The sequence below is a fragment of the Streptomyces sp. NPDC017520 genome (assembly GCF_044329855.1).
Lineage (GTDB): Bacteria > Actinomycetota > Actinomycetes > Streptomycetales > Streptomycetaceae > Streptomyces.
Genome location: NZ_JBIRKB010000029.1, coordinates 1 through 23,700 on the forward strand (window position 1 = coordinate 1; position 23,700 = coordinate 23,700).

23 protein-coding genes and 2 pseudogenes are annotated in these 23,700 nt (G+C 68.7%); 10 read left to right on the forward strand and 15 right to left on the reverse strand.

Annotation, left to right across the window (positions count from 1 at the left end):
- Positions 1-86 precede the first annotated feature (86 nt).
- Positions 87-353: pseudogene (locus ACH4KB_RS36715) on the forward strand (tetratricopeptide repeat protein); the annotation flags it as partial.
- Between the two features lies 1 nt (position 354).
- A complete protein-coding gene (locus ACH4KB_RS36720) occupies positions 355-891 on the forward strand; it encodes an NUDIX domain-containing protein (protein ID WP_398071251.1) in 537 nt (178 codons plus the stop codon).
- 78 nt (positions 892-969) lie between these two features.
- Here the strand turns inward: ACH4KB_RS36720 and ACH4KB_RS36725 are convergent, their stop codons facing one another.
- The 6 genes from ACH4KB_RS36725 to ACH4KB_RS36750 all read right to left on the reverse strand — a co-directional run bounded on the left by ACH4KB_RS36725 (position 970) and on the right by ACH4KB_RS36750 (position 6,774).
- Positions 970-2,670 carry an ADP-ribosylglycohydrolase family protein gene (locus tag ACH4KB_RS36725; RefSeq protein ID WP_398071253.1) on the reverse strand — a complete coding sequence of 567 codons (1,701 nt, stop codon included), beginning with the start codon at positions 2,668-2,670 and terminating at the stop codon, positions 970-972.
- Positions 2,671-2,687: 17 nt separating this feature from the next.
- Entirely contained in the window at positions 2,688-3,350 is a 663-nt protein-coding gene (locus ACH4KB_RS36730; protein WP_362955810.1) for a DarT ssDNA thymidine ADP-ribosyltransferase family protein, read from the reverse strand.
- Positions 3,347-4,705, reverse strand: a complete 1,359-nt coding sequence (locus ACH4KB_RS36735; RefSeq protein ID WP_362955807.1) for a 3'-5' exonuclease — start codon at positions 4,703-4,705, stop codon at positions 3,347-3,349. The genes ACH4KB_RS36730 and ACH4KB_RS36735 overlap by 4 nt, the downstream gene beginning before the upstream one ends.
- A gap of 318 nt (positions 4,706-5,023) precedes the next feature.
- Positions 5,024-5,656, reverse strand: coding sequence for a DUF6000 family protein (locus ACH4KB_RS36740; protein WP_398071256.1), 633 nt, complete (start codon positions 5,654-5,656; stop codon positions 5,024-5,026).
- A gap of 3 nt (positions 5,657-5,659) precedes the next feature.
- Positions 5,660-6,391 (reverse strand): HEAT repeat domain-containing protein, encoded by a 732-nt coding sequence (locus tag ACH4KB_RS36745; RefSeq protein ID WP_398071257.1) that lies wholly within the window; start codon positions 6,389-6,391, stop codon positions 5,660-5,662.
- Positions 6,388-6,774, reverse strand: coding sequence for a CPCC family cysteine-rich protein (locus tag ACH4KB_RS36750; protein WP_398071258.1), 387 nt, complete (start codon positions 6,772-6,774; stop codon positions 6,388-6,390). The genes ACH4KB_RS36745 and ACH4KB_RS36750 overlap by 4 nt, the downstream gene beginning before the upstream one ends.
- Before the next feature lie 520 nt (positions 6,775-7,294).
- Between ACH4KB_RS36750 and ACH4KB_RS36755 the strand changes: the two genes are divergently transcribed.
- Positions 7,295-7,702 carry a PIN domain nuclease gene (locus tag ACH4KB_RS36755; RefSeq protein ID WP_398071259.1) on the forward strand — a complete coding sequence of 136 codons (408 nt, stop codon included), beginning with the start codon at positions 7,295-7,297 and terminating at the stop codon, positions 7,700-7,702.
- A gap of 132 nt (positions 7,703-7,834) precedes the next feature.
- Here the strand turns inward: ACH4KB_RS36755 and ACH4KB_RS36760 are convergent, their stop codons facing one another.
- Positions 7,835-8,653 carry an alpha/beta fold hydrolase gene (locus ACH4KB_RS36760; protein WP_398071261.1) on the reverse strand — a complete coding sequence of 273 codons (819 nt, stop codon included), beginning with the start codon at positions 8,651-8,653 and terminating at the stop codon, positions 7,835-7,837.
- A 201-nt stretch (positions 8,654-8,854) separates the two neighbouring features.
- Here ACH4KB_RS36760 and ACH4KB_RS36765 point away from each other — a divergent pair, with 201 nt between their 5' ends.
- On the forward strand, positions 8,855-9,292 hold the full coding sequence (locus tag ACH4KB_RS36765) for an NfeD family protein (protein ID WP_398071263.1): 438 nt from the start codon (positions 8,855-8,857) through the stop codon (positions 9,290-9,292).
- 64 nt (positions 9,293-9,356) lie between these two features.
- On the forward strand, positions 9,357-10,466 hold the full coding sequence (locus ACH4KB_RS36770) for an SPFH domain-containing protein (RefSeq protein WP_398071265.1): 1,110 nt from the start codon (positions 9,357-9,359) through the stop codon (positions 10,464-10,466).
- A gap of 142 nt (positions 10,467-10,608) precedes the next feature.
- Here ACH4KB_RS36770 and ACH4KB_RS36775 read toward each other — a convergent pair whose 3' ends face one another.
- The 7 genes and pseudogenes from ACH4KB_RS36775 to ACH4KB_RS36805 all read right to left on the reverse strand — a co-directional run.
- Complete coding sequence (locus ACH4KB_RS36775) at positions 10,609-11,052, reverse strand: hypothetical protein (protein WP_398071267.1); 444 nt, start codon at positions 11,050-11,052, stop codon at positions 10,609-10,611.
- A 54-nt stretch (positions 11,053-11,106) separates the two neighbouring features.
- Entirely contained in the window at positions 11,107-11,394 is a 288-nt protein-coding gene (locus ACH4KB_RS36780) for a hypothetical protein (protein ID WP_398071269.1), read from the reverse strand.
- Between the two features lie 101 nt (positions 11,395-11,495).
- Positions 11,496-13,043, reverse strand: coding sequence for a peptidase C14 caspase catalytic subunit p20 (locus ACH4KB_RS36785; RefSeq protein WP_398071271.1), 1,548 nt, complete (start codon positions 13,041-13,043; stop codon positions 11,496-11,498).
- Between the two features lie 105 nt (positions 13,044-13,148).
- A complete protein-coding gene (locus tag ACH4KB_RS36790) occupies positions 13,149-13,481 on the reverse strand; it encodes a hypothetical protein (RefSeq protein WP_398071273.1) in 333 nt (110 codons plus the stop codon).
- 133 nt (positions 13,482-13,614) lie between these two features.
- On the reverse strand, positions 13,615-13,830 hold the full coding sequence (locus tag ACH4KB_RS36795) for a hypothetical protein (protein WP_398071275.1): 216 nt from the start codon (positions 13,828-13,830) through the stop codon (positions 13,615-13,617).
- 120 nt (positions 13,831-13,950) lie between these two features.
- The gene (locus ACH4KB_RS36800) at positions 13,951-16,659 is read right to left on the reverse strand and encodes a glycosyl hydrolase family 65 protein (RefSeq protein WP_398071277.1); all 2,709 of its coding nucleotides are present in this window, start codon (positions 16,657-16,659) and stop codon (positions 13,951-13,953) included.
- Positions 16,660-16,873: 214 nt separating this feature from the next.
- A pseudogene (locus ACH4KB_RS36805) lies at positions 16,874-17,125 on the reverse strand (threonine synthase); the annotation flags it as partial.
- A 228-nt stretch (positions 17,126-17,353) separates the two neighbouring features.
- On the opposite strand from ACH4KB_RS36805, the gene ACH4KB_RS36810 reads away from it, so the two are divergent.
- Entirely contained in the window at positions 17,354-18,940 is a 1,587-nt protein-coding gene (locus ACH4KB_RS36810; RefSeq protein ID WP_398071279.1) for a S8 family peptidase, read from the forward strand.
- 223 nt (positions 18,941-19,163) lie between these two features.
- On the opposite strand, the gene ACH4KB_RS36815 is transcribed toward ACH4KB_RS36810, so the two are convergent.
- Positions 19,164-20,585, reverse strand: a complete 1,422-nt coding sequence (locus ACH4KB_RS36815; RefSeq protein WP_398071281.1) for a glycoside hydrolase family 18 protein — start codon at positions 20,583-20,585, stop codon at positions 19,164-19,166.
- A 421-nt stretch (positions 20,586-21,006) separates the two neighbouring features.
- On the opposite strand from ACH4KB_RS36815, the gene ACH4KB_RS36820 reads away from it, so the two are divergent.
- From ACH4KB_RS36820 to ACH4KB_RS36835, 4 genes are all read left to right on the forward strand, one after another.
- Positions 21,007-21,759 (forward strand): GntR family transcriptional regulator, encoded by a 753-nt coding sequence (locus tag ACH4KB_RS36820; RefSeq protein WP_398071283.1) that lies wholly within the window; start codon positions 21,007-21,009, stop codon positions 21,757-21,759.
- 226 nt (positions 21,760-21,985) lie between these two features.
- Positions 21,986-22,186 carry a hypothetical protein gene (locus ACH4KB_RS36825; protein ID WP_097868256.1) on the forward strand — a complete coding sequence of 67 codons (201 nt, stop codon included), beginning with the start codon at positions 21,986-21,988 and terminating at the stop codon, positions 22,184-22,186.
- Positions 22,187-22,497: 311 nt separating this feature from the next.
- Complete coding sequence (locus ACH4KB_RS36830) at positions 22,498-22,899, forward strand: NUDIX domain-containing protein (protein ID WP_398071285.1); 402 nt, start codon at positions 22,498-22,500, stop codon at positions 22,897-22,899.
- A gap of 149 nt (positions 22,900-23,048) precedes the next feature.
- Positions 23,049-23,492, forward strand: coding sequence for an ATP-binding protein (locus ACH4KB_RS36835; RefSeq protein ID WP_398071287.1), 444 nt, complete (start codon positions 23,049-23,051; stop codon positions 23,490-23,492).
- The last annotated feature ends 208 nt before the right edge of the window (positions 23,493-23,700 follow it).

The following is a 23,700-nucleotide window of genomic DNA, read 5'->3' on the forward strand; positions in this document are numbered from 1 at the left end:
TCAGTTGCGCCCGTGTCATGCGATACGGACTACCGGATCCGCACGCGCCGTGAGGGCAAAACGCGCATGTTGATCGCGACCCGATACACGCCCTAACCCGCTGGGACCCGAAGAAGTACAAGCGCGTCCACGCCCTCACCCACGCCGACCTCGGCGACAGCCTTGCCGCCCAGGCCCGAGCCGACGAAGCGGTCGCGGCCTGGACCCAGGCCCTCGTCCTCATGGAGGGCATGACCTCCGACCGCACCCGCAAGGCGATCACCTCGATCCGCTCCACGCTCGCGATCTACCAGCGCCGCCGCGTCCCCGGCGCCGCCGATCTCGCCCGCCGAGCCCGCGAGGCCCTCGCCTAACATGCCCAACAACCCGCCCGACGAAGGGAACCCCGTGGCCCAGCAGACCGACAACCGCCCTCCAGCCCTCAAGCCGGCGCTCGACTCCATGACCCTGCTGGTCGCGGCCGTCATCGTCCACGACAAGACCACCAACCGCGTCGTGCTCCTCCAGCGCAGCGAGAACGCCAAGTTCGCCCAGGGGATGTGGGACCTGCCCGTCGGAAAGAGCGAACCGGGCGAGCCCATCACCGAGACCGCAGTCCGCGAGCTCTACGAGGAGACCGGCCTCACGGTGAAGCCCGAGTCCCTCAAGGTCGCGCACATCATTCACGGAGCCTGGGGCGTTGAGTCCCCCAATGGCTTCCTCACGGTCGTCTTCGCCGCTCACGGCTGGACCGGCGAGCCGGAGAACCGTGAACCCCATAAGCACTCTCAGGTCCGCTGGGTCGATGCCAGCGCCATCCCCGACGCGTTCGTGGACACTACGGCCAGCGCCCTCCACCACTATCTCAACGACGGCGCCGCGGTCTCCGCGATGGGTTGGCAAAAAGCGTGAGCATCGTGCTCCCTGAACTGAAATTAGGGATCTGAGTCCTCGCGGTCGGCCACCGTCTGAGGCGATCTGGCGGGCAGGCTAGAACGTACGGTGCGTCTGACCGGCGTGCAGCCTGATCTCAGCTTGGATGGTTGCAGTGAAGGCGATCATTTGTTCCGTTGTACCAAGCTCGGCGATGCGTCGAACGGCATATCCGATGGCCTGGTCAGTGCGCCCCTGAGCACGAAGCCATTCCAACATGGCATCGACATCAAGGTCTTGTCCCCCGCTGGGTCGCCGGCGGTTAGGACCTGCGGGTTCTCGGTGCTCTGGTGGCGTTGTCACGGGCATGAGCTCAATTTCCTGCTGGACCATGCTGTGCTTGGGTTCCGACTGGGCTGGGTTCGACTCTTTGTGAACTGTACCCCTCTGTAGGGGCGCAGGGCATTGTGTGGCTGGCAGCTCGTCCAACACTGTGCGGTGCTTGGCCAGGACGGTCTGACCGAAATTTAGCGTCGTCCAGGACCAGGAAAATGACTGAGCGGTCCCAGCCAGCGTCAAGCTGTCGGACAGACCCAGCCCGGCCAAGGCAGGCTTGCCCTCCACCAGACCGACAGCGCCTGCCTGGGTTCTGGGAGCCTCCCAATGGAGGAGATCCGGGTAGGTGAAGTTCTCCATGTGCTCTCGGTTTCCCGCGGAAATTGCTGCGAGGCGGACGGCTTCAGTCGCAATGTATTTGTAATCAGCGACATTGGAAGGCGGTTCGTCGTTGGTAACGCTTCCCACCAAGGCGGCTGCCATCGTGGCGATTGTGTCTGTGTCTGTCCCCACGGCCTGAGCGGCGATTTGCAGGATGGAGATGGGATGGCTTGAGCCGGCAACCGCCAAGGCTAGGGCGGCGACAACTGTATTCGTCCCGCTCCCTCTGGTGGCGGGTGAACGCAAGTCAAGCTTTTCGATAAGTAGCTCGTAGGCGGTCCGAAGGGATTCGAAATCCTCCTCCTGTAGCGCGGTGTTGCCGGAATGTGCAAACTCCTCGGCCGCGTTAAACATCTCGATCACTTCGAGGACCGTGGCCTCCCAGGCAGCGTCTAGTGTTTTCTCGGCGCTGCGCTCCCAGGCGGAGCACCACAAGGAGAGCTCTGCGTGTTGGCGGATTATCGAGGGAAATTGATGCATTTCGTCAGCGATGCTGACCCACTCGACGGGGTGTGGAGTTCGGCCGCGATCGAGCATGAACCCCAAAGTCATCGCGTGAAACAGGGCGCCAACAAGGGCTCGTGGGTGACCATGGGTGATCACAGCATCGATTAGAACATCCAGAAGATGCGATCCAACCCGACTCGGTTCCTGCGCCGCCCAGATATGGGGTTGCACACGCATTGCGGCGCCATTCCCTCCAGCGTCAGTCCACCCTTTGTAGAAGTTGCCGAACCAGGGAACACCAGTGCCGGCGATATGGGATGCCGCCGCCTTGGACGCCTTCCCGCCACCAAGGGAGTAACTAGTCCAGACAGGAAGCTCGATCTTCGAGAAGACTTCAGGGTCGAAACCACTAGGGCGGATCGCTCGTCCGACTGCCAGGCGAAGTTGTGTGTCATCGCTATAAGTTCCGGCGGGTAGTGGAACGGTTACCCCAAATTTTCCACCAATACGGCGTTTCCACTCGACCGGATGCTGCAGGGTTCCTCCGGCTAGGCGACGACGGAGGCCCGCCTCGTCGATCAACTCGCTGATGAATCCAAGTGCATCCGCCCAGGCTGCCCATAGCGCCGAGTGCAGTCGCTGCTGGATGTGCATACTTGCATCATTCGGGCTCATGTGAAGACCTTGGGTGCGCAGATGATAGGAACGGTGGGGGCTGATGGGAAGCTGGCGAACCAGCCGCTGATGTCGTCTGCGTGATGCTCCTCGCGCACATATATGCGCTGCAGCTGCGCCAGAGGTAGGCGGCTCGGGTACAGGACTTCCGCCTGTCGGTCAGTAGTCCAAGAGGTTGGCTGCCCGACTCTTCGTACCATCGGCTGAGAGTAGCGCCCGCTGACCACCTCGGCGAACAGTGCGTTCAATCCGTCCGCGCCCGTGCCCCTGCGAACGGAGGGGTAGATGTTGTTCGTGGTTGTGAAATAGACGCCAGGAGCGCTCAGGATCTCGGCTTCGAAGCTTAACGCGGCCCACCACACTTCATCGACCTCGTGCCATCGCTTGCTGGCATCGAACATGGAATCGTTGATGCGGGAAATGCTGAGATTGACATAGTCAAGCCAAGCGTGATCTTTCCGAGTGCTGCAATTTGGTGTATAGATGTGCTCTACATATTTCTCGGATGGGAGTTGCCGTCGGCTGAGTACTGCGGATGTGCCAAGAATTCCTAGCAGTCCGAGATTGGTTGTGAAGTGGAGTGCCTCGGAGATCTTCCGGCTCGTAATGATCGATTCGACCGTATCCTTGGTCTCCGGGGCGTCCTGGGTGGACGTCACAGGCGCACCTCCTTGTACGTGCCGACGGCCAAGAGGTTGATAAGCGTTGACGGATCGTCGGCCTTGTATCCCAAGGTCACGGTCTCACGGGACCGACCTACGCCCATGGCTAGCAGTCTGCGGAGCATGTCCAGCATTGCATCGCCTTCCTCGTCGCCGTGGGGGGTGACCTGCTGGTTCAAGCCAAGCATGAACACATGGTCGAATTCCAGCCCCTTGGCCGAGTGGATGGTGCAGAGGGCGACTGACTCGGGCCCAGACGGCCAACCGGATGCGCGAGTCAGGTCACACCAGGCGATGCCTTCGCGATCCAATTCCTGTCGTAGGTGGTCGAACCATCCGCCGCCCTTCGGGTGGAGAAACGCGACAGACTCGCTCGTCAGGTCGATCTCGGTGCGCAGACGTCGGATCGCGTAGCGCACTTGAGCGCCGAAGCGGCCAACCGCGACAGTAGGGAGCGGGCCGTCGCGATCGGATGCGTGGAAGTCAGGGAGTGATCCGTCATCCTCGTTGGGTAGTCCTTCAACGAGTCCGCGCGCGAAGGCAGCAACCTGCCGGGTGTTCCGGTAGTTGCTGCGCAAGACATGGGAGTTCACGAGCTGGACGCCAGCCTCGGGCCAGGTGAAGAAGCGTGGGTAGATGCGCTGAGTCGCGTCCATGACGAATGTCGTGGTGTGTTCGGCACCAACGTGTGCAGCGATTGCACGTACCTGATTGGCGCTGAAGTCCTGTGCCTCATCTACGATCACGACATCCCAGGCCGGGTACCCTTCCACCAGGGCAGCTTCCGCGGCGATGTCGTTCCAGTCGCGCCAGCCCTGCTTCTCTTTGTGTGCAATATATGGAAGGACCACGTCGGTCAGTAGGCGCTGGCGAAGTGCTCGCTCGACGCGGGGAGCTTGACCTCGCCCTTCTCGGCGGGCGCCTAGGTAGTCCTCCAATTCGTCGGGGCGGAAGCGTCCCATGAGGTATTCGACCTCGTCGATGACGAAGTCGATTGGAAGTGGAACCGAAGCAGCCAAGCTGCCGATGGCCGGCCGGGTTCGCTCGCGATCGACGAGGCCCTCATTGCCGACCATCCCGACGGCCCACTTGCTGAAGGTCGAAACGTGAAGGATCAGCCCCGGTGAGCCGGAGACTTGCTGACGGGCTAGTTCTCCGACGTATCCCTGCAGAGTCTTATTGTAGGTAAGTACCAGCACTCGCACAGGGTCGACTAGCTGTAGTCGCTCGCGACGGCTAAGCCTGGTGGCGCACAGCTGCCGCAGGCGCAACAGTGCAGTGGTGGTCTTGCCGCTCCCGGCGGCGCCACGGACCAGATGAAAGCCCGGCCGCGTGTCGGCCAGGATCCGCATCTGCTCTGGGCTTGCTTCAACGTGTGACAGCAACCTCATGTGCACCCCCCACGGTTGGGTCCGGTGTTACGGACTCGCATGCCGTTCAGGCTAGGCCGAACGGAAGGAGTGGGTGTGACTTTCAGTACATCGGGTGAGATCTCACATGTGGGATCTGGGCTGATTCCAGGAAGCAGGCTCCAATTTGTCGGAGACCGGGGCGGTCATCGTGGCCAGCTCGACGTGCGTCTGGGGCGGGCGAGCGCGGGGGTACATCCACACGGGTCCGGTGTGCGTGGTCGAGGAGGGACTTTGTGTAGACGCAGCCGAGGGCTTCGTCTACGGCTCAGTCCAGCTGTTGGCGAAGTCGCATTGCAGGTCCGTCCAGCGGCGCGGCTCGTCGGGCACGTAGCCCTGGTGGCCGCACAGGTGGGGCAGGGCATTGACCCACTGGTCCCAGAGGCCGTCGGGCTGGGTGAAGCGGTCGGCGTGGTGGGTGCCGAGGTGGGCGTCGAGGCGGAGGAGGGCGCCAAGGGCTGCGGGCTGGTCGTAGCGGAGGTCGGTGCGGGGGAGGTAATGGTCGAGGTAGGCGGTGAGGATCTCGGCGTCCGCGTGGGTGCCGAAGCGGGCCAGGGCGAAGCAGTAGGCGCTACCGGAGAAGCAGACCTCGCTGGCCAGGAGCAGATCGCCGATGCGTTCGCGGAACCGATCGCGGCGGTCGACGCCGATCAGCCACGCGGCGGTGAGGCGCGAGCGCCACTCGTAGCCGAGAAGGGCTTCCAACTCGGCATCGGTGATCGTGGCCGCGTCGTCGATGAGGTGATGGGCAAAATGTTGGGCGTGAGGCCACTCGGGCCGAAGGAATCGACCACCTTTCAGGATGAGGTAGCGCGCGTGGCCCGAGTCCTTCCTTGCCGCGTAGCGCTTGATCACGTAGCCGTAGCCGATCTCCTCGGGGCGCTGGAACGGCATCGGTCACCTCTCCGGGTGCAGGTCGGTCCGGTCGATCCAGGTGGGAGCAACGAAGACATTGTCGGCGACGGGGGCTTCGGTGGCTTCCAGGAGGGACCAGGCGCGGGCTTCCTCGACCAGGTGCTCCCAGGGCGCGGTCCAGTCGAGCTGCCAGTCGAGGCCGGTGCCGGAGACGCCGTACGTCTGGCCGGCGTCCACTCGCCAGAACTGGGAGTAGAGGACCAGTTGGGAGTGGTCGGCCAGGTCGTCGATGATCTCCGCGAAGTGGGCCGAGGGCCAGCCGGGGCTGTCCGGTCCGGTACCGGCTTGCAGCCGGGCGGTCAGGGAGGGGACGACGGGGCTGCGGGCGCCGAGATCGGTTAGGGCCCAGCGGATGGCGACGGGTTCGGGCTCGTCGGGTGGAGTCCGCCGCTCCAGGCAGGCGCGGTAGGCGCGGCGCAGGGGCTCAATCGCGTCCTCGATCTCCAAGCTCGCCAGGGCCGAGGCCGCCCAGTGCCGGACGGTGGGGTTGTCGCCGTCGAGCAGGGTGATCAGGGCGGGGCCGCAGCGGGGGTCGGCGACTTCCTCGAAGACCTCGATGACGGTCAGCTGCCCGAAGCCCCCGAGGGAGGGGAGGGCGTCGAGGATGGCGGGGGTGGCGACGGATCCGATGTGGATCAGTTCAGCGCGGGCGTCGTAGGACTCGCCGGACTCGCCGTCGAGCTGCTGGGCAAGCCTCTCGATGTGGGTGGTCATGACGCCGGGTGGTCGCGGCGCCAGAAGCTGGGGAGCCACCAGCAGAGCACTGAGTGGTCATCAGGCCACGGAACGCGGTCCTCGGCTCCCCAGTCCTCGAAGGAGTCGCGCGTCAGGTCGATGGGGCGCCAGGCGGGGTCGAGCAGTTCGTCCTCGGTCGGCGGGCGGACGTACCGTCGGCCGTGCTCGTCGCAGGCGCCGAAATCTTGGTAGTTGCGCTGGGCCTCGATCAGGGAGACCTTGTTCGCCCCGCCGGCCATGGTCGGCCAGCGGAACTGGACCCCGTCGTCCTCCCAGAAGCAGACGGGGCAGATCTCGTACGAGCCGGGCATCGCGTCCAGCACGCGATGTCCGCAGCACGGGCAGGGGTAGGAGTTGCTCACCTGCGCAGTCTCCTTGGAGGTCCCGCTGGTGAGCCATGCATTTCTCTGACTGGGTGCCCGGCCAGTCCGCAGCCAGTCCGCAGGACACCCGTAAACGGCCGTCGGGAGCCAACGCGTGCCAACCAGGAAATCCCAGGTCAGAGCCCTGAAGAGGGCTCCGCCGCAGGTCAGGATCAGCCCGCAGACATTCCGCTTCAATGTGTAGTGGCTGACATATCACCACGTCGCTGATCTGGCAAACATGCAGTTCAGGAGGGGCTCGACTCTTCGGAGTCGGGCCCTTTGCTTTTCCGGTGCTGGGATGGTGCTGGTTACCTGACCCCTCGTCACCTGTCGTCATCCCTGGTCATTCGTACCGTGCTGGGTTTGCGCTGGGACGCGGATGCGCCGCCGGTGCCAGGTTCCACTCCGATGAGGCATCCCGAGGCTACGAGCCGATCGTCGCGGGGAGCGCAGCCTGCCGTGCCCGGGTTCGTTCTTGCCGACTTCCCATGTCTTGCGGAGTGGCCGCTCCTGCGACATGGCGTCGATTCGTTCACAGAGTCCCAGGTCAGGGGGCAAACCGGCAGTGCGGGCGCGGCTGGATGTGCTGGACCGCGATGGACTCCTAGCAGTGTGCGCCCCGACCGAGTATGAGGTTCTGTACTCGGCGCGTGGAGAGCCCGAGGCGCTGCGCCTGCGTACCCTGCTCCGTGGTTTCGACTACTTGCCCTGCAACGACGAGGAGTTCGAGCGGGCACTCGCGATCCAGGCGCTGGCGCTGAACGCTGGCTTTCACCGGACGCTGTCGCTGGCCGACGTCCTCATCGCGGCAACCGCAGAACGGCATGGGGCCACGGTCCTGCACTACGACGGCGACTTCGACATGATCGCCTCGGTGAGCGGGCTGCAAGCCGAGTGGGTCGTGGAGCCCGGCACCGCGGACTGAGCCGGCAACGCGCATGTACGCGGTCACCGCAGAGTTTCGTCTTCCCGTAGACGGCCTCCAACACGGTCAGGGCCGACACGAGGACGGGCACGACGGCGGCGACTTCTCTGCCTCGCCGCGTGATGACTGTGGCTACGGGGTTGGACTGGCCCTTGCTGCGTCCTGCGTGGGCCCAGCCGGACCCGGCCAGGCCGCGAGAGCCTCCGCCGTGGCGCGGACGAACGCCTCGTGGTTGTCCAGCATGATGTTGTGCCCGCAGTCGGCAATCGGTACCACTCTCACGCCCGCCGCTTCGAGCAGCGCCGATCCGGGCAGTGGACCGGTGTTTTCGGGCAGCACATAGGTGCGCGGGATCCTCAGCTCCGTGAGCAGTGTTCGCAGGGGCGGGACGCCGCCGCGGGCGAGGTGCACCGCGCTGCGGTGCAGGGCCTCCAGGCTCGCCAGGCGCATCGTGGACCACCAGTGGGCGCCGACGGCATCGCGGACCTTCTGCCAGCCGCCTGCCAGGAACTCCTCCTCGGTGAAGTGGGCGATGCCCGCGCTTCCCGGGCCCGGGGCGGGGGTGACCGGGTCGAGATTGGCGTCCACCAGGACGAGTCGGGAGACCAGGTGCGGGTGCCGGGTGGCCAGGACGATCGCCACCGAGCCGCCCATGCTGTGCGCGATCAGCTCGGCTCCCACCACCCCGGCTGCCTCCAGCGCCGCGGCGAGCGCGTCGGCGTGCGCGTCGAGTGTGTAGTCGAAGTCGACCGGGCGGTCGCTGATCCCGAATCCGAGCATGTCGATCAGCAGGGAGCGACGCCCCGCGAGCAGGGGGTGGGCCGCGCTTTCCGCGAAGTAGGCGGGTGAGGTGGCGCCGAGCCCATGGACGTAGACGCGGGAGGGCTCCGCCCCCGGCAACTCGACCCACCGTATCCGGTCACCGCTAGGTGTCGCACTGGCGCTACGCACAGCCTTGAACTCCCGCACTCGAACTCGTCGGAAAAGGCGAGGCTACTCGTCGGGCGCCGCGTGGGGGCACATCTGTGCAGTGCACAGGCGAGGGCTCGCGTCTCCGACGCGTTCCGCGGCCGTAGATCGGCGGGCCGAACGATTCCCTGCGGGGCAGAAGGGGTAAGTAGCTGAGTAGGTCCCCTTGGGGAGGCTGATTCGATGCCGTGGTTCGCTTGGCTGCTCGCCGCCGCGGCGCTGGGCGCAGCGGAGTTCTTCACTCTCACACTCGTTTTCGGGTTGCTGGCCGGCGCGGCGTTGGTCGCCGCCGTCGTGGCCGGAGTGGGCATCGGCCTGCTCGGCCAGCTCGTGGCGCTCGGACTGGCGGCGGCAGCGGGCCTCGCCCTCGTCCGTCCTGTCGCGTTGCGGCACATGGCGCAGGGGCCCCTGACCTACGAGGGCAGCGACGCGCTGATCGGCAAGCAGGCCGAGGTCATGCAGGAGGTCACCGCGACCCACGGCCTGATCAAGCTCTCCGGCGAGGAATGGTCCGCTCGCGCTCTCGACGAAAGCCTGGTGATTCCGGTGGGCGCTCTGGTGGACGTCATGGAGATCGATGGCGCTACAGCCGTCGTGTATCCCCGCGAGCTCCTTCCGTGAACGGCTGAACACGCGGTGCGGGAGGACGTACGCGGCAGGACCATAGGGGGACCTAGGAGGCAGAATGGATCCGGTTGTCATCCCGATTCTTGTGGCGGCGATCGTCGTCGTCTTTCTCGTGGCCGCCACCGTGCGCATCGTTCCGCAGGCACGCCGCTACAACATCGAGCGGTTCGGACGGTACCGCCGGACGCTGCAGCCCGGCCTGAACTTCGTCCTGCCGGTGGCGGACCGGGTCAACACCAAACTCGACGTGCGCGAGCAGGTGTATTCGTCCGACCCCAAGCCGGTGATCACCGAGGACAACCTCGTGGTCAACATCGACACCGTGCTCTATTACCAGATCACCGACCCGCGGGCGGCGGCCTACGAGGTCGCCGACTATCTGCAGGCCATCGATCAGCTCACCGTGACCACCCTGCGGAACGTCATCGGCAGCATGGACCTGGAAGGGACACTCACCTCGCGTGAGGAGATCAACGCCCGGCTCCGTGCCGTCCTCGACGAAGCGACCGGGAAGTGGGGCATCCGGGTCAACCGGGTCGAGATCAAGGCCATCGATCCGCCGAACACCATCAAAGAGGCGATGGAGAAGCAGATGCGGGCCGAGCGTGACAAGCGCGCGGCCATCCTGCACGCCGAGGGCGAGCGGCAGGCCAAGATCCTCACCGCGGAGGGCACGAAGCAGAAGGACATCCTGGAGGCGCAGGGCACCCAGCAGGCCATGATCCTCCGGGCGGACGGCGAGTCGAAGGCGGTGGAGCTCGTCTTCCAGGCCGTCCACCGCAACAACGCCGACGCGAAGGTCCTGGCCTACAAGTATCTGGAGACGCTCCCGCATCTGGCGCAGAGCGACAACAACACCTTCTGGGTGATCCCGGGCGAGCTGACCGAGGCGATCCGCACTGTCACCAGCGCGTTCGGCGACCAGGCGTCGGGCACCGGGCCCCCGCCGGGGGCGCAGCGCGAGGACGCGACCGAGGCCGACGCCTCGGACAAGGACTACGTGGGGGCCCCGGAGGTCGAGGCGAACTCCACGCTCGCGCTGGACGCCGTCGCGGCCGCCGACGAGGCCGCGAAGCAGGCCGCTGTCGCCGTGAGCGACGCGAAGGCGGAGGCGGAGGCGGCGGGAGAGACGCGGCTGCCGGGGCGGGGGTCCGCGTCCGACGGCTGAGCGACGGGCTCACCTCCCGGCGGTCCCGGCCGCTGTGGGGAGCCGGCCGTCCGTCTTACGGTGTCAGGCCCCGTTTCGGCCGGCGGGCTCACCTCCCTGCGGTCCCGGCCGCTGTGGGGAGCCGGCCGGCCGTCGTACGGTGTCAGGCCCCGTTACGGCGGTGGTGCAGGTCCACCGCCGTGTCGAGGGTGCGGTCGATGCCGGCGGCGACGGTGGTGTCGGTGTTGTTCATGTGCCGTACGATCGCCGCGCCCGCCCCTGAGACCGCCGGGGGAGGGGCCGGGAACGTACGGAAGAGCGGCGGCACCCCGTAGATCTCGCGGAGGATCTCCTCCACGACGAACTCGTTGACCGGTCGCCGCTCGACGCGGTGAGCGGCCGCGACCTCGTCGCTGAACGCCGCGAGGTCCTCGACGCCGCACCGGTCGCCCAGTCGCGGCGAGAGCAACACGGCGATCACCGAGACGAGGAATCCGTTGAAGGCGATCCGGTCGCTCGGCGACAGCGCCTCGTCGAGCGCCTTCGCCCTGCGGTCCTTGAGGACGAGGCACCTGATCTGGTCGCGGAATCGTGGCTCTACGCGCACTTCCCCACCTCCTGCTCGATAGCTGGGCTGCTCGGCCGCCGCACGACGCTGCGGCTACTCGACGTGGGTGAAAGACATCAGCACGGCCAGCACGGCATCCTCGAACGACTCGTACCGGCCGACCTCGTCCGCACGGAAGACACCGTGGGGCCGCACGACGGCGAAGGCGCTCCACAGCCCCAGGTAGTGGTCCAGATGGCCGGCGTGCAGCGTTTCCCCGCCGTCGTCCAGGACGACGTGGACGGTCTCGTCGCCGGGGTGCGTGCCGGGCTGCGCCCGGAGCACGAACCGGTGGCGCCGAAGGGACTGCCCGAGCACCTCGCTGATCTCGGGGATCGACATGTCGCACTCCCTGTCCTGTGCCGTCGTGCGTTCCCTGGGACGGCCCGGCCGGTTCAGGTCGGCGGGCCGCTCCGAAGGTTCGGGTGGGCTTCGGGGTTCGGTCAGTTCCGGCGGCGCTGGAGCCCGGCCGCGTAGGCGCGGAGGTTCCCCGGGCCGACGGCCCGGTAGTAGCGGCGTGCCGTGCTCGCCAGGTCCGACCTGAGCGGCCGCAGTCCGACGAAGTCGGTGAGGACGCGGGCCTGTTCCGCCTCGTCGAGGGTCGACCACTCCCCGTAGGTCCCGCCGCAGGCATCGACGAGGACGTCGAGGCACTGCGCCAGAGCCAGCGACTCCGAGCCGTCCCATTCGGCCGGCCAGCGTTCACGCGGTACGCCGGTCGCGAGCGCGGCCACGGCGGCGAGGACGGCGAGGGTGGGCGCCGCGTCCACCCGGTCCGGACGGGCGGGCTCGGCGCGCTCCTCCCCGGGCCGGCGGGGCGGACCGATTCCCAGACGGATGCGCTGTTCCAGGCCGGTCAGCCGCTCCTGGGCCGCGGTGTTGCCCCGGCGCGCGGCGAGGGCGTACCAGTACACCGCCCGGTCCTGGTTCCCGTACCGCTCCTCGTAGAGCTGCCCGAGGTGGAGCGGGGCGACCGGATCGCCGGCCTCGGAGGACCGCACGTACCACTGCGTCGCCTCCTGGAGGGCCTTCGCTCCGACCGGACCCGGCTCGATCCCCTGCATCCTCGCCCGGACCCGGCCCTCGGCGATCTGCCCGAGCCGGTTCATCGACGGCGTGTGTCCGGCCGCGGCCGGACCCTCGTACATCGCCGCGATCGCGGGGAGCCGCTCGACGCCCTCCTTGGTCTCCCGTCGGTACGCCTCGCGGTAGACGGCCTCCGGATCGGCGCCCGGCTCGGGCGGGGCTTCGGGTGCGTTGTTGCGGGCGAACACCCAGCGGGCGGCCTGATTCTCGATGCGGCGGCCCGGTTCGGGTCGTCCGTTCGCCACGAGGTGGTCGGAGACCGCGCCGAAGATGTGGTCGAACGTGAGGCCGGCCGGTGCGCCGCTCAGGCCCTCGTACACGGTGTCCACGAGGGCTTTGGTGAAGTACGTCTGCGCGTCGGCGACCGTCTCCAGCTCGTGCCAGGAGGTCTCGAACGCGCCGCTGCTCATCATCAGGTACGCGCCGGGCCCCGGGGGCAGGTGGTCGACGGAGAGGCGGCCGTACTCCTCCGTGGCGAGCCCGGCGTAGCAGCAGTCGAGCACCGCGATCTTGACCCGGGCGTCGCTGGCGCGGAACGCGTCCCGCACGGCGTCGAACGGGAGTCCCGTGGCGGCCGTGAAGTTCGCGTCCTGCCGGGTGTCGCCCACGGTGAGGCACAGCCGCTCGCGATGGTCGTAGATCCCGTGTCCGACGTAGTAGAAGAACGCGACGTCCTCGGCCTCCATGAGCGTCGCGATGAGTTCGCGGTGGGTCGTGCCGAGTGTGTCGCGGTTCCGGAAGGTCACGATGGATTCGTCGGGCCAGGGCCCGCACACCGGGTCGCGGAGCAGACCGTCCATCCGGTCGAAGCTGCGTTCCACCGCGGGTACGTCGTTGAAGTCCTCGTCCGCGTACTTCCAGGTGCCCATGAGGACCGCACGCGACCGGGAGTAGTCCCGGTTCACGGGTCACCCATCCCGGGTTCACCCATCCCGGGTTCACCCAATCCGAGCTCACCCGATCCGAGCTCACCCGATCCGAGCTCGCATCCGGGTTCACTCATCGCTGGTTCACTCATCGTCGAGCAGGCGCTCGACGATCTCGAAGACCTTCTGCGGGTCGTCGAGATTCCCGCCGGAGAGCGTGACCGTCCGGTCCCCCCGGGTCAGCTTCACGGTCACGGACGACCTCCGGGACCTGATGAACGCCGGCAGTGTCCGGATCGCGACGGCGAGCACCGCCGAGGAGGGTACGAGCAGCTGGATCACCTCGGCGGCGCCGAGTTCGCCCGCGCCGGGGCGCGACCGCTTCCGGGTGACGACGGCGCCCGGGACGGCGCCGAGGCGTCGGGAGAGGGGGCCGACACCGGCCGGCTCGGAGAGGGTCAGAACGACTTCGTACACGGCGTCAGCGGACCTTCCGTCTGCGGACTCCGCGTCTGTATCGCGCTCGTCGGGAGAGGTCGGTACGGACATCGGTCCTCCAAGTCAACAGTCCGCTCGTTCCAGGACCGCCTGTGGCGGCTGTGCAGCCGTCTCAGACCTCTACGCGTCGAACCAGGTTGTAGTAGATCCCGACGTCCTCCGGCGCGTGCAGGCGCACGGTTTCGCCGTCGTCGCTCACCATGCAGACCCAGCCGGCCGGTGCGGAACCGGGCTTCACGAGGGTGAAGGGGCCTTCCCCGTTGATGGCCCACACCGTGCTGCCGAGGCCCACGGTGTGACCGTCCTTCGTGCGAAATTTTGCGGCCATGCAGCAGTCGTAGCACCCCTCGTTCCGCCCAGGGGCCTCTTCACGGAACTTCGACAACCTGAAGCCGGGCTACCGGTCACCGGTGTGCCACAGGCACGCGCCGACGGGGCCCGGCGCGCCCTACCGGCCGTCCGCCTCCACCCGCAGCTCCGCCAGTCCCGCCGGCTTCTCCGGGTCCTCCGAGCGGACCGTCACGCGGACCTTGCGTGCTGTGTCACCCGACAGGTAGGGACGCCAGAAGCGGCCGTCGAGGGAGGTCTCCACCGTGTGCGAGGCGGGGGCGGTGTCGCTCCAGGCCGGAGTCACGGAGGTGAGCCGGAGGGGCCTCGTGCCCAGGTCCACCGTCAGGGAACCCTCCGCGCCGTCGGGGGACCAGGACGTCGCCGGGGCCCCGTCCACCGCCGCCTCCGCGTACAGGCCGGGGGCCTCGGACGTCGCCGCCACCGGGCGGCAGCGCGCCGCGTTGGCCGTCGGGGTCAGGTCGGGGCGCCGGGTGGGCAGCTCCAGCGCCGAGGAGAGGCGGCGCGGACCCCTGGCCGTGTGGACCGTGAACGGGGTGCCCGAGGTCAGGCGGACCGTGGTCGTCCGGGGGCCGATCGCGACCTCGTACGTCGCGTCCCGGTACCGCAGGCCCGTCAGCGTGACGCCCTCGTGCAGTTGGGGCGGCAGCGTCGGGTCCAGGCGCACGCCGTCCTCGCGGAGCCTGAGCCCCGTCAGGCCGTGCGTGAACACCTGGAGGAGCCCGCCCTTCCCGGTCAGGAAGTCGTCGGCGGGGAAACCGGACAGCGGGTCCTCGGCGCCCGCCTTGTCGCCGCGCGCCTCGGAGAACAGCTCGTACGGGCCCCGCACGAAGGGGCGCACCGCACGCTGGAGGTAGGTGTACGCCGAGCAGCCCGGCTCCCCGATCGCCGCCGCGTCGATCGCGTGGACGGAGTCCGTCATCGCCGGTCCGTCCGGGTCGGTGCGGGCCGCGTAGTAGTCCAGCGTCGCCGCCGCGGCGCCCGGCTCCATCGGCCACTCCAGCGGGTAGGTCAGCAGGACGGTGTCCGCCTGCTTGATCGTGGATCCGTTGTAGCCCGCGTACTGGAGGAAGACCTTCTTCTCCGCGTCGTACGGGATGCGCAGGCCGTCCGCCACCTTGTTCCAGGCGGCGGGCGGGCTCTGGCCGAGGAGTCGGGCGGCGCGGGTCGCGTTGCGCAGCGCGGTGGCGGCGCCCGCGTTGGTGAAGACGCCGTCGTCGACGCCGTTGCTGTACTCGTCGGGGCCGGCCACGTTGGTGATGGAGTAGCTGCCGTCCGAGTTGGGCGTGGCGCGCGACTCCCAGAACTCGGCGATGCCCCGGAGCAGGGGCCAGCCCCTCGACGCCAGCCAGTCGCGGTCGCCGGTGGCGAGGAAGTACTGCCAGACGGCCAGCGACACGTCGCCCTGGAGGTGGTTCTGGGTCAGACAGTGCGGCGGGTCCCAGCTCTGGCACTCGGAGTCCATACGGCCCCGGCTCGCGCTGGTCCACGGGTAGAACAGGCCCCGGTGGCCGTACTTCTCGGCGTTCGCACGGGCCGCGCCCCGGGTGCGGTAGCGGTATTCGACGACCGAACGAGCCAGCTCCGGGCGGGTGGCGAGCAGGCCCGGGAACATCCACGTCTCGGCGTCCCAGAACACCATGCCCGCGTAGTTGTCGCTGGTCAGACCGGCCGGGGCGATGCTGTCGGAGGAGCCGCGCCGGGTGTTCGCCAGCAGCCCGTACTGGGCCGAGCGCAGCCAGCCCTGGAGCCGGCGGCCCCCCGGCACCAGCACGTCGGCGGTCCAGGCCTCGCGCCAGGCGGCCTCGTTCGCCGCGAAGACCCGGTCCCAGCCGCGCCGCGCCGCCCGCTGCGCCGCCTCGCGGGCGTCCTCGGCCGGGGCGCGGGAGGTGAGGGCGGTGTCGACGCCGACGTACTTCTCGAACGTGTACGTCCGGCCCGCGCGGACCGGGGTCGCCGACGGAGGCGTTCGGGCCCCCGGCCGCAGGCTCCGGACGACGCCCGAGCCGCGCCGCATCGCCTGGGCGACGGCCCCCTCGACTCCGGTGCCCAGCGTCCGGAACGAGCCGTCCTCGCGCAGCGTGATCCGGCGCGCGCCCCGGTCGTCGAGTCGGCCGGTGACGGTCGCGGTGCCGCTCCAGCGCGGCGTCATCCGCAGGCGTACGGCTCCGGTGTGGACGTCGGACCGGTCGGCCAGCACCTCGTACACGAGGTCGGTGGCCCGGCCGTCGGCAGTCGTCCACCGGAGTGAGGTGCGCACGAGGCCGCAGGAGAGGAAGACCGTCTGCCGGTAGTGCGAGATCCGGCCCGCCGGGGTGTCCGGGCCGAGGGTCTCCTCGCCCACGCCCACATCGATGTTCGTCCAGCTCGGGAGCGCGGCGATCACCTCGCGGCCCTCGGAGACGGCCTTGTCCCGGGCGTAGAGCCCGGAGACGAACGCGCCGTCGTAGCGGGGGGTGTAGAGCGGCCAGCCGGTCTTCTCGCCGGTGGCCGCGTAACCGGCTCCGGCCGGGGGGACCCGGTGGCCGAGGTAACCGTTGCCGACGTACGGGTCGTAGCCGGCGGCCTCCCCGAAGCGGGTGGACGTCGGCGCCCAGGAGGTCCCGGGACCGCCCTGAGCGCCCGTCGTGCCGCAGGCGGGCACGGTCGGCTGCGGGTACGGGGGCGGTGCGGGAGAGCCGGACGGGTGGGCCGGGCCCGGCAGCGGTACGGGGCCGGGGGTCTCGGTGGCGTCGGCGAGGGGCGGCAGCGGTGCGATCAGGGCGGCCGCGACGAGGGGCGCGAGGACGGAGATGCGCGAGAGGCTCACAGGACGAAGGTAGGGACGCGCGGGCGCGGTCGGCCGTCACGGCACGCACGGCTCCGGCGCCGGGCGCCCGTCCGACCGCCCAATGGAGCAGCTCCCGCGCGCGCCCGCGCGCCCGCGCGCCGCCGTGCCCGTGCCCGTGCCCGGGTTGGGGTTGGGCGAGGGGCGTGGTCTTCTCGTGCCGTCGTGCCGTCGTGCTCGTGTTCGTGTTCGTGTTCGTGTCCGTGAGCGGGACGAGCGGGGTGCGGCCCTCGCCCAGGGAGATCGGCGGGGCGGCGAGCGGCAGGAATTCCTCGTAACACCACTATGAATCGGCCCGCCCGGAAAACGCGTTCGGCGGCACGCCCCGCGCGGGGATGAAGTCGAGGTCCCAGGGGCCACGGCAGACCGGGCAGCACCAGGTCAGGGCGGTGATCTCGGACCGGGGCCCGTCGTCCGGGCAGTGATGGGCCGTCATGCCCGCCGGCATGTCAGGCGTAGGGCAGATGAATGACAGACGTATGGCACAAGCCAAGGCACCCTTGTGAGTTCGCCATGGATCGGTCAATCTTTCGCTGGCAGCAGGGCATGCGGCTCACCGGACGACGCAGAAAACGGGGCGTTCGACCGGCTGATTTGTCATGCCCCTGCCGGGAGTCGTCGTGTGGCTCCGGCACCACCCCCCACCAGAGCACCGCCTATGAGGAGGACCCCTCAGATGTCAGTGACGCGTCACACCCCCCAGGCCCGTCGAAGACTCGCCGCGGCGACCGTCATAGCCACCGCAGCCGCCGTCGCACTGGCCACGGCCGCCCTCCCGGCGACCGCGGCCGAGCGCGCACCCGAAGGCGTGATCCTGAACGCGGACGCCCCCGGCACCATCAGCGACAGCTACATCGTCACGCTGAAGGACTCGGCCGCGAAGTCCGACTCCGCCCAGGGCAGGGCCCTCGCGAAGAAGTACGGTGCGGGCATCGAGCGCACCTACCGCTCGGCCCTCAACGGCTACGCGGTCGAGGCGTCGGCCGCCGAGGCGAAGAGGTTCGCCGCCGACCCGGCCGTCGCGTCCGTGTCGCAGAACCGCACCTTCACGGCCTCCGCCACCCAGAACAACCCGCCCTCCTGGGGCCTCGACCGCATCGACCAGCGGAGCCTGCCGCTGGACCAGCGCTACACCTACCCGGACAAGGCCGGCGAGGGCGTCACCGCCTACATCATCGACACCGGCGTGCGCATCAGCCACAGCGACTTCGGCGGCCGTGCCTTCAACGGCTTCGACGCCGTGGACAACGACAACGTGTCGCAGGACGGCAACGGCCACGGCACGCACGTGGCGGGCACCGTCGCGGGTACCGCGCACGGCGTGGCCAAGAAGGCCAAGATTGTCGGCGTGCGGGTGCTGAACAACAGCGGCTCCGGCACCACCGCGGGGGTCGTCGCGGGCATCGACTGGGTGACGGCCAACGCCGTCAAGCCTGCCGTCGCCAACATGAGCCTCGGCGGCGGTGCGGACTCGGTGCTCGACGCCGCCGTGCGCCGGTCCATCGCCTCCGGCATCACCTACGCCGTCGCGGCGGGCAACGAGTCGACCAACGCCTCCACCAAGTCGCCGGCGCGTGTCGCCGAGGCGATCACGGTGGGCTCGACGACCAACACCGATGCCCGCTCCAGCTTCTCCAACTACGGCTCGATCGTGGACATCTTCGCCCCCGGTTCCTCGATCACCTCGTCGTGGCACACCAGCGACAGCGCCACGAACACCATCTCCGGCACGTCGATGGCCAGTCCGCACGTCGCCGGCGCGGCCGCCCTCTACCTCGCCGACAACCCGGGCTCGACCCCCGCACAGATCTCCGCCGGCCTCGTCGCGGCCTCCACCACCGGGGTCGTCACCAACCCGGGCAGCGGCTCGCCCAACCGGCTGCTGTACGTGGGCGCGGGTGGCACCACGCCGCCCCCGGGCAAGAAGTTCGAGAACACCACCGGTTACGCGATCAACGACAACGCCACCGTCGAGTCACCGGTCACCGTCACCGGAGTCACCGGTAACGCCCCGGCCGCGCTGAGCGTCCCGGTCAACATCTCGCACACCTACATCGGCGACCTGAGGATCGACCTGGTCGCGCCCGACGGTTCGGTCTACAACCTGAAGGCGTACGGCTCCGGCGGCAGCAGCGACAACGTGGTCACCACGTACACCGTCAACGCCTCCTCCGAGGTCGCCAACGGCACCTGGAAGCTCCGGGTCAGCGACAACGCGAACGCCGACACCGGCCGGATCAACAGCTGGGCGCTCCAGTTCTGAACACGCTTCGGCGCGCTGTTTCCGAACACGCTCCGGCGCACTGTTTCCGAACACGCTCCGGCGCACTGAGCCGAATCGCTGAACCACTGAACCACTGAACCACTGAACCACTGAACCACTGAACCACTGAACCACTGAACCACTGAACCACTGAGTCCCGGAAGTCGGGCCGGGGCGACCGCGTCACGCGGCCGCCCCGGCCCTTTGGGTGTGAGCGCCGGTGTCAGCGGCGGTTGAGCCCGCGGTCGACCGCGGTGATCAGCTCACCGTTCTCGGTGTCCCCGTCCAGCGACCAGAACATCGCCCCGCCGAGACCCTTCTCCCGGATGTACGAGGCCTTGGCGCGCAGCACCTGAGGGTCGTCGTACGTCCACAGCGTCGTGCCGTCGAACAGCCACGCGTGGCCGTTCTTCACATCACGGTGCACCTTGTACGTCCCCGACGCGGCCAGCTGCTTCAGGACCTTGTAGTCCTCGTAGCCCGCCGCCCAGGTGGCCGGAGCCGGGCCCGTGGCCGGCTGGCCCATGCCCGTCCCGCCGCCACTCACTCCGGTCCAGCCCTGGCCGTAGGTCGGCATGCCCATCACGAGCTTGTGCCTGGGCGCGCCGCGGCGTACCCAGTCGCGCACGGTCTGATCGACGCTGAAGTCGTTCTTCGCGTACAGGGCCGACTGCTGGGCCGTCTTCTTCTCGCCGGAGACGTGGTAGTCGTAGCCCTGGATGTTGACGAAGTCGAAGTCCTTCATGAGGCGCTTCACGTCGAAGCCCGCGTCGATCGCCTTCGGGTTGGCCGCTACGTAGGCCGACAGGTCGTAGTGGATCGGCTTCGGTTTCCCGTGCCCGTGCCCGTGCCCGTTGCCCTTGCCCTTGGCCGCCTTCTCCTTGGCCTTCGCCTGGCTCTTCGCGTAGGCGTCGAGCTGGGTGCGGAACTCGTGGATCAGGGCGGTGAAGTTCTTCTTGTCCTCCGGGCGGAAGACGGTGCCTTCATTGCCCGCCGAGCCGGGCCACTCCCAGTCGACGTCGATGCCGTCGAAGAGGCCGGCCGCGGCGCCCTGGCCGCCGCGGGCCCCGTCCACCGGGAGGTTGCCCTTGATGTACAGGTCGAGGCAGGAGGCGACGAGAGCCTTGCGGGAGGCAGCGGTGCGGGCCGCGTCGGAGAAGTGGGTGGAGTAGCTCCAGCCGCCCAGCGAGATCATGACCTTGAGGCCGGGGTGCTTGGCCTTCAGCTCGCGCAGCTGGTTGAAGTTGCCCGCGAGCGGCTGGGTGTCGGTGTCGGCGACGCCGTCGACCGATCCCGCCGCGTCGAGCGGGCGGGCGTAGTCCGCCCAGGCGTCGGCCTGGCCGGGGATGTTGCCGGTGAAGCACTTGCCCTCGGCGTTGACGTTGCCGAAGGCGTAGTTGATGTGGGTCAGCTTGGCCGCGGCTCCGCTGGTGTCCAGGTCCTTGACCTGGAAGTCCCGTCCGTAGACGCCCCATTGGGTGAAGTAGCCGATGCTCTTGTACGCGGGGCGGTGGTGGCCCTTGTCGCGGTCGCCGCCGTTGCTCCGGTCGTGGTCGGCGCTGGCCGTGGCCGCGGGTGCGATGCCCCCCAGCAGCGCCAGGGCGACGCCGGCGGTGGTCATTCGGGACAGGTTTCTTCGGCGCATGAGGCTCGTTCCTGTGCGTGATCCGGTGCGGAAGGAAGGCAGAAGGAAGGCAGAAGGAAGGCAGAAGGAAGGCAGAAGGAAGGCAGAAGGAAGCGGAAGGAAGTGCGGGAGCCGTGCTGTGCACAGGAATGTATTGGTCTGGACCAGAAATGTTCAAGAGTCCGGGGGTGCCGGACTTCAGCGGTGGCGTCCGTGCGGTGATGTCGGCGATGCCGGCGTGGCCGTGTCGGCTGTGTCGACCGGTGCGGCGCTGGGCAGAGAGGAGTCGGAGAAACGTCCGGGTCTGATCTGGTGTCCGCGTCCGGTGTATGCGTGGATCGTCACAAGGTCATCACAATGAGTGAATCTCTGGCCCATGCTTGCGGTGCTCAACCAACGGTTGTCAGGCTGTCGCAGACTGTCAACCTGTTGGGAGTGGCCTGTGACTTTCGGTGAGCAGCCCGCCTATCTGCGCGTGGCGAGCGATCTCAGGGAGAAGATCGTCAACGGCGCGCTGCCGCCTCATACCCGCCTGCCGTCGCAGGCTCGCATCCGGGAGGAGTACGGAGTCTCGGACACCGTCGCCCTGGAGGCGCGCAAGGTCCTGATGGCGGAGGGGCTGGTCGAGGGGCGCTCCGGCTCCGGCACCTATGTGCGCGAGCGCCCCGTGCCCCGCATGATCGCCCGCTCCGGCAACCGGCCGGGCAAGGGGGCCAGCCCGTTCCGGCAGGAGCAGACGGCGGAGGGGGCGCGCGGGACCTGGGAGTCCCGCAGTGAGCAGGAGGGGGCGAGCCCCGAGATCGCCGAGCGGCTGGGTATCGAGCCGGGCGACCGTGTCATGCGTACGCACTACGTCTTCCGGGAGGCGGGGGAGCCGGTCATGCTCTCCACCTCCTGGGAGCCGCTCGCCGTCACCGGCCGGACGCCCGTGATGCTGCCGGAGGAGGGCCCGTTGGGTGGCTGCGGGGTGGTCGACCGGATGGCCGCGATCGACGTCGTCGTGGACAACGTCGCCGAGGAGGTCGGCGCGCGCCCTGGGCTGGCGGAGGAGCTCCTGGCGCTGGGCGGCGTGCCCGGCCATGTGGTCATCGTCATCGGGCGTACGTACTACGCCTCGGGCCGGGCCGTGGAGACGGCCGACGTGGTGGTGCCGGCGGACCGGTACCGGGTCGCGTACCACCTGCCGGTGAGATGAGGTGAGGTGACGCCCCGTCGGGACGGCCGAGGGGGCGCCGGCCGGGGGTGTTGGGGCACGAGGGGGCGCATTCTGCGGGTGCGCCCCTTTCGTGATGGCCGGATGTGTATCTCTTTGTGTAAACCCGCCTGCACTGAGTGAAGGTCAGGCGTACGCTCGGGCATATGCGTACTGCGGTTTCCTGGGGATCCTTAGAGACGTGCACGCCGGTGGGAAGAGGGGCGATATGCGGGGGAGCGACACGATGAGCGACAGCGGCGCCGTGCTCCCTTGGCAGGTGATACGGCAGGACGACGGCGGTAATCGCTATCGCGTGGGCAGGTACGCCACGCAGGCCGAGGCGCAGAAGGTCGCCGACGGCCTCGACGACCGCCACCGCCACCAGGTCTACCGGGTGGAGCGCGTGGGGCAGGGCACCGGGCCCTGACGCCGGTCGGCGGCCCCGAGGGGCGCCAGGAGGTCGTTCTGCGCCTCCAGGGGCCCCACGGCCTTCCCTGGGCGCCTTCGCACCCCCGCGCGCTCCCTTGGCGGCGTGCTCGCCCGCCCGCTTGACGGCGTGCCCGCCCGCCCTTGTATCTGCCCGCCTGCCCGTCTGCCCGCGCTCCCTCGGGCCGCTTCCGTTCCCGCCTCCGCCCCGCCTCTGTCCCCGCGTTCCGTGCGCCGGCGGTCCGGGCGGTAGGGTCCCGCCCGGACCGGGGGCGCGAAAGCCGCCGAGGGTGCGGCGAGCGGGGCGGAGCGGTGACGGTGCTGATCGACACGGTGGCGTGGGTGCGGATCGAGGGCGGCAGGATCCTCTGCGCGCGCCCCCGGGGCAAGGACGTCTTCTACATCCCGGGCGGCAAGCGTGAGGGTGGCGAGACCGATCTCCAGACCCTCCTGCGGGAGATCGAGGAGGAGCTGACGGTCGGCCTGATCCGGGAGACCGTCGTGCACGCCGGGACGTACGAGGCCCCCGTGGACGACCGCCCCGACGCCGCCGTCGTGCGGATGAGCTGCTATTACGGCGACTACCGCGGCACGCTCGCCGCAAGTAGCGAGATCGAGGAGATGGCATGGTTCTCCTTCGCCGACCGGGCCCTCGTGCCGCCCGTGGACCAGCTGCTCTTCGACGACCTCAGGGCGGCGGGGGCGCTGAGCTGATCCCCGGCCGTGGCGCGCGTGAGCGCTGTCCGGCCTCTGCGCCCGTCTGCACCAAACGGCAGGTTGCGCGGTAGTGAGCAACAAATGGTGGGTATGGGCTGTTTAGTCCCCATTTGCACAAGGGGTGAGCCCGTGGTCGTCCCTGGGAAGTGATCGGCTTGATCGGTACCGAAGGCGACTGCGCCGAGTGGGTCTTCCCCGCCGAACCCGGCTCCGTGCGGAGCGCCCGGCACGCCGTCCGGGGCACGCTGGGTTCCTGGGGCCTCGACGCCGCGGTGGGTGACCTGGCGGTCCTGCTCGTCAGCGAGCTGGTGACCAACTCCCTCCGGTACGCCTCCGGACCCATCGGCGTACGCCTGGCGCAGTCGCACGCGGACGGGGGTGCCCCGCCCGCCGGCGTCGCTCCCCCGGCCCCGGTACTGCTGGTGGAAGTCTCCGATCCGCTTCCGGATCCACCTACCGAACGCAGTGCGGGACCCGATGACGAAGGCGGCCGGGGACTCCAGCTCGTGGCCTGTTCCGCGCGTCGCTGGGGGACCCGGCGCGGAAAGAGCGGCAAGACGGTGTGGTTCGAGCTGGCTCTCCCTGGTTAGGAGAGTGGAGGGACGCACAGCGATCACCAGAGGTCGGGCAGAACCTGGCTGAAAGGGACTGAGACCTTGCTGTGATCGTGAACGCCGTGTCGGTCGGGGCCGTAGTGCTGAATACTGCGGGCAGGACCGGTCCGGTGTGTGAGCTGGAGGGGACGGTCGCGTGAGCGAAATACCTGGGACAACGGGTGATGTCGGCGATGTCGTCGGG

Coding starts and splice junctions, on each gene's coding strand:
- ACH4KB_RS36720 (WP_398071251.1), top strand. CDS start 355: ATGCCCAACAACCCGCCCGACGAAGGGAACCCCGTGGCCCAGCAGACC.
- ACH4KB_RS36725 (WP_398071253.1), bottom strand. CDS start 2,670: ATGCACATCCAGCAGCGACTGCACTCGGCGCTATGGGCAGCCTGGGCG.
- ACH4KB_RS36735 (WP_362955807.1), bottom strand. CDS start 4,705: ATGCGGATCCTGGCCGACACGCGGCCGGGCTTTCATCTGGTCCGTGGC.
- ACH4KB_RS36740 (WP_398071256.1), bottom strand. CDS start 5,656: ATGCCGTTCCAGCGCCCCGAGGAGATCGGCTACGGCTACGTGATCAAG.
- ACH4KB_RS36745 (WP_398071257.1), bottom strand. CDS start 6,391: ATGACCACCCACATCGAGAGGCTTGCCCAGCAGCTCGACGGCGAGTCC.
- ACH4KB_RS36755 (WP_398071259.1), top strand. CDS start 7,295: ATGGCGTCGATTCGTTCACAGAGTCCCAGGTCAGGGGGCAAACCGGCA.
- ACH4KB_RS36765 (WP_398071263.1), top strand. CDS start 8,855: ATGCCGTGGTTCGCTTGGCTGCTCGCCGCCGCGGCGCTGGGCGCAGCG.
- ACH4KB_RS36770 (WP_398071265.1), top strand. CDS start 9,357: ATGGATCCGGTTGTCATCCCGATTCTTGTGGCGGCGATCGTCGTCGTC.
- ACH4KB_RS36780 (WP_398071269.1), bottom strand. CDS start 11,394: ATGTCGATCCCCGAGATCAGCGAGGTGCTCGGGCAGTCCCTTCGGCGC.
- ACH4KB_RS36795 (WP_398071275.1), bottom strand. CDS start 13,830: ATGGCCGCAAAATTTCGCACGAAGGACGGTCACACCGTGGGCCTCGGC.
- ACH4KB_RS36810 (WP_398071279.1), top strand. CDS start 17,354: ATGTCAGTGACGCGTCACACCCCCCAGGCCCGTCGAAGACTCGCCGCG.
- ACH4KB_RS36815 (WP_398071281.1), bottom strand. CDS start 20,585: ATGCGCCGAAGAAACCTGTCCCGAATGACCACCGCCGGCGTCGCCCTG.
- ACH4KB_RS36825 (WP_097868256.1), top strand. CDS start 21,986: ATGCGGGGGAGCGACACGATGAGCGACAGCGGCGCCGTGCTCCCTTGG.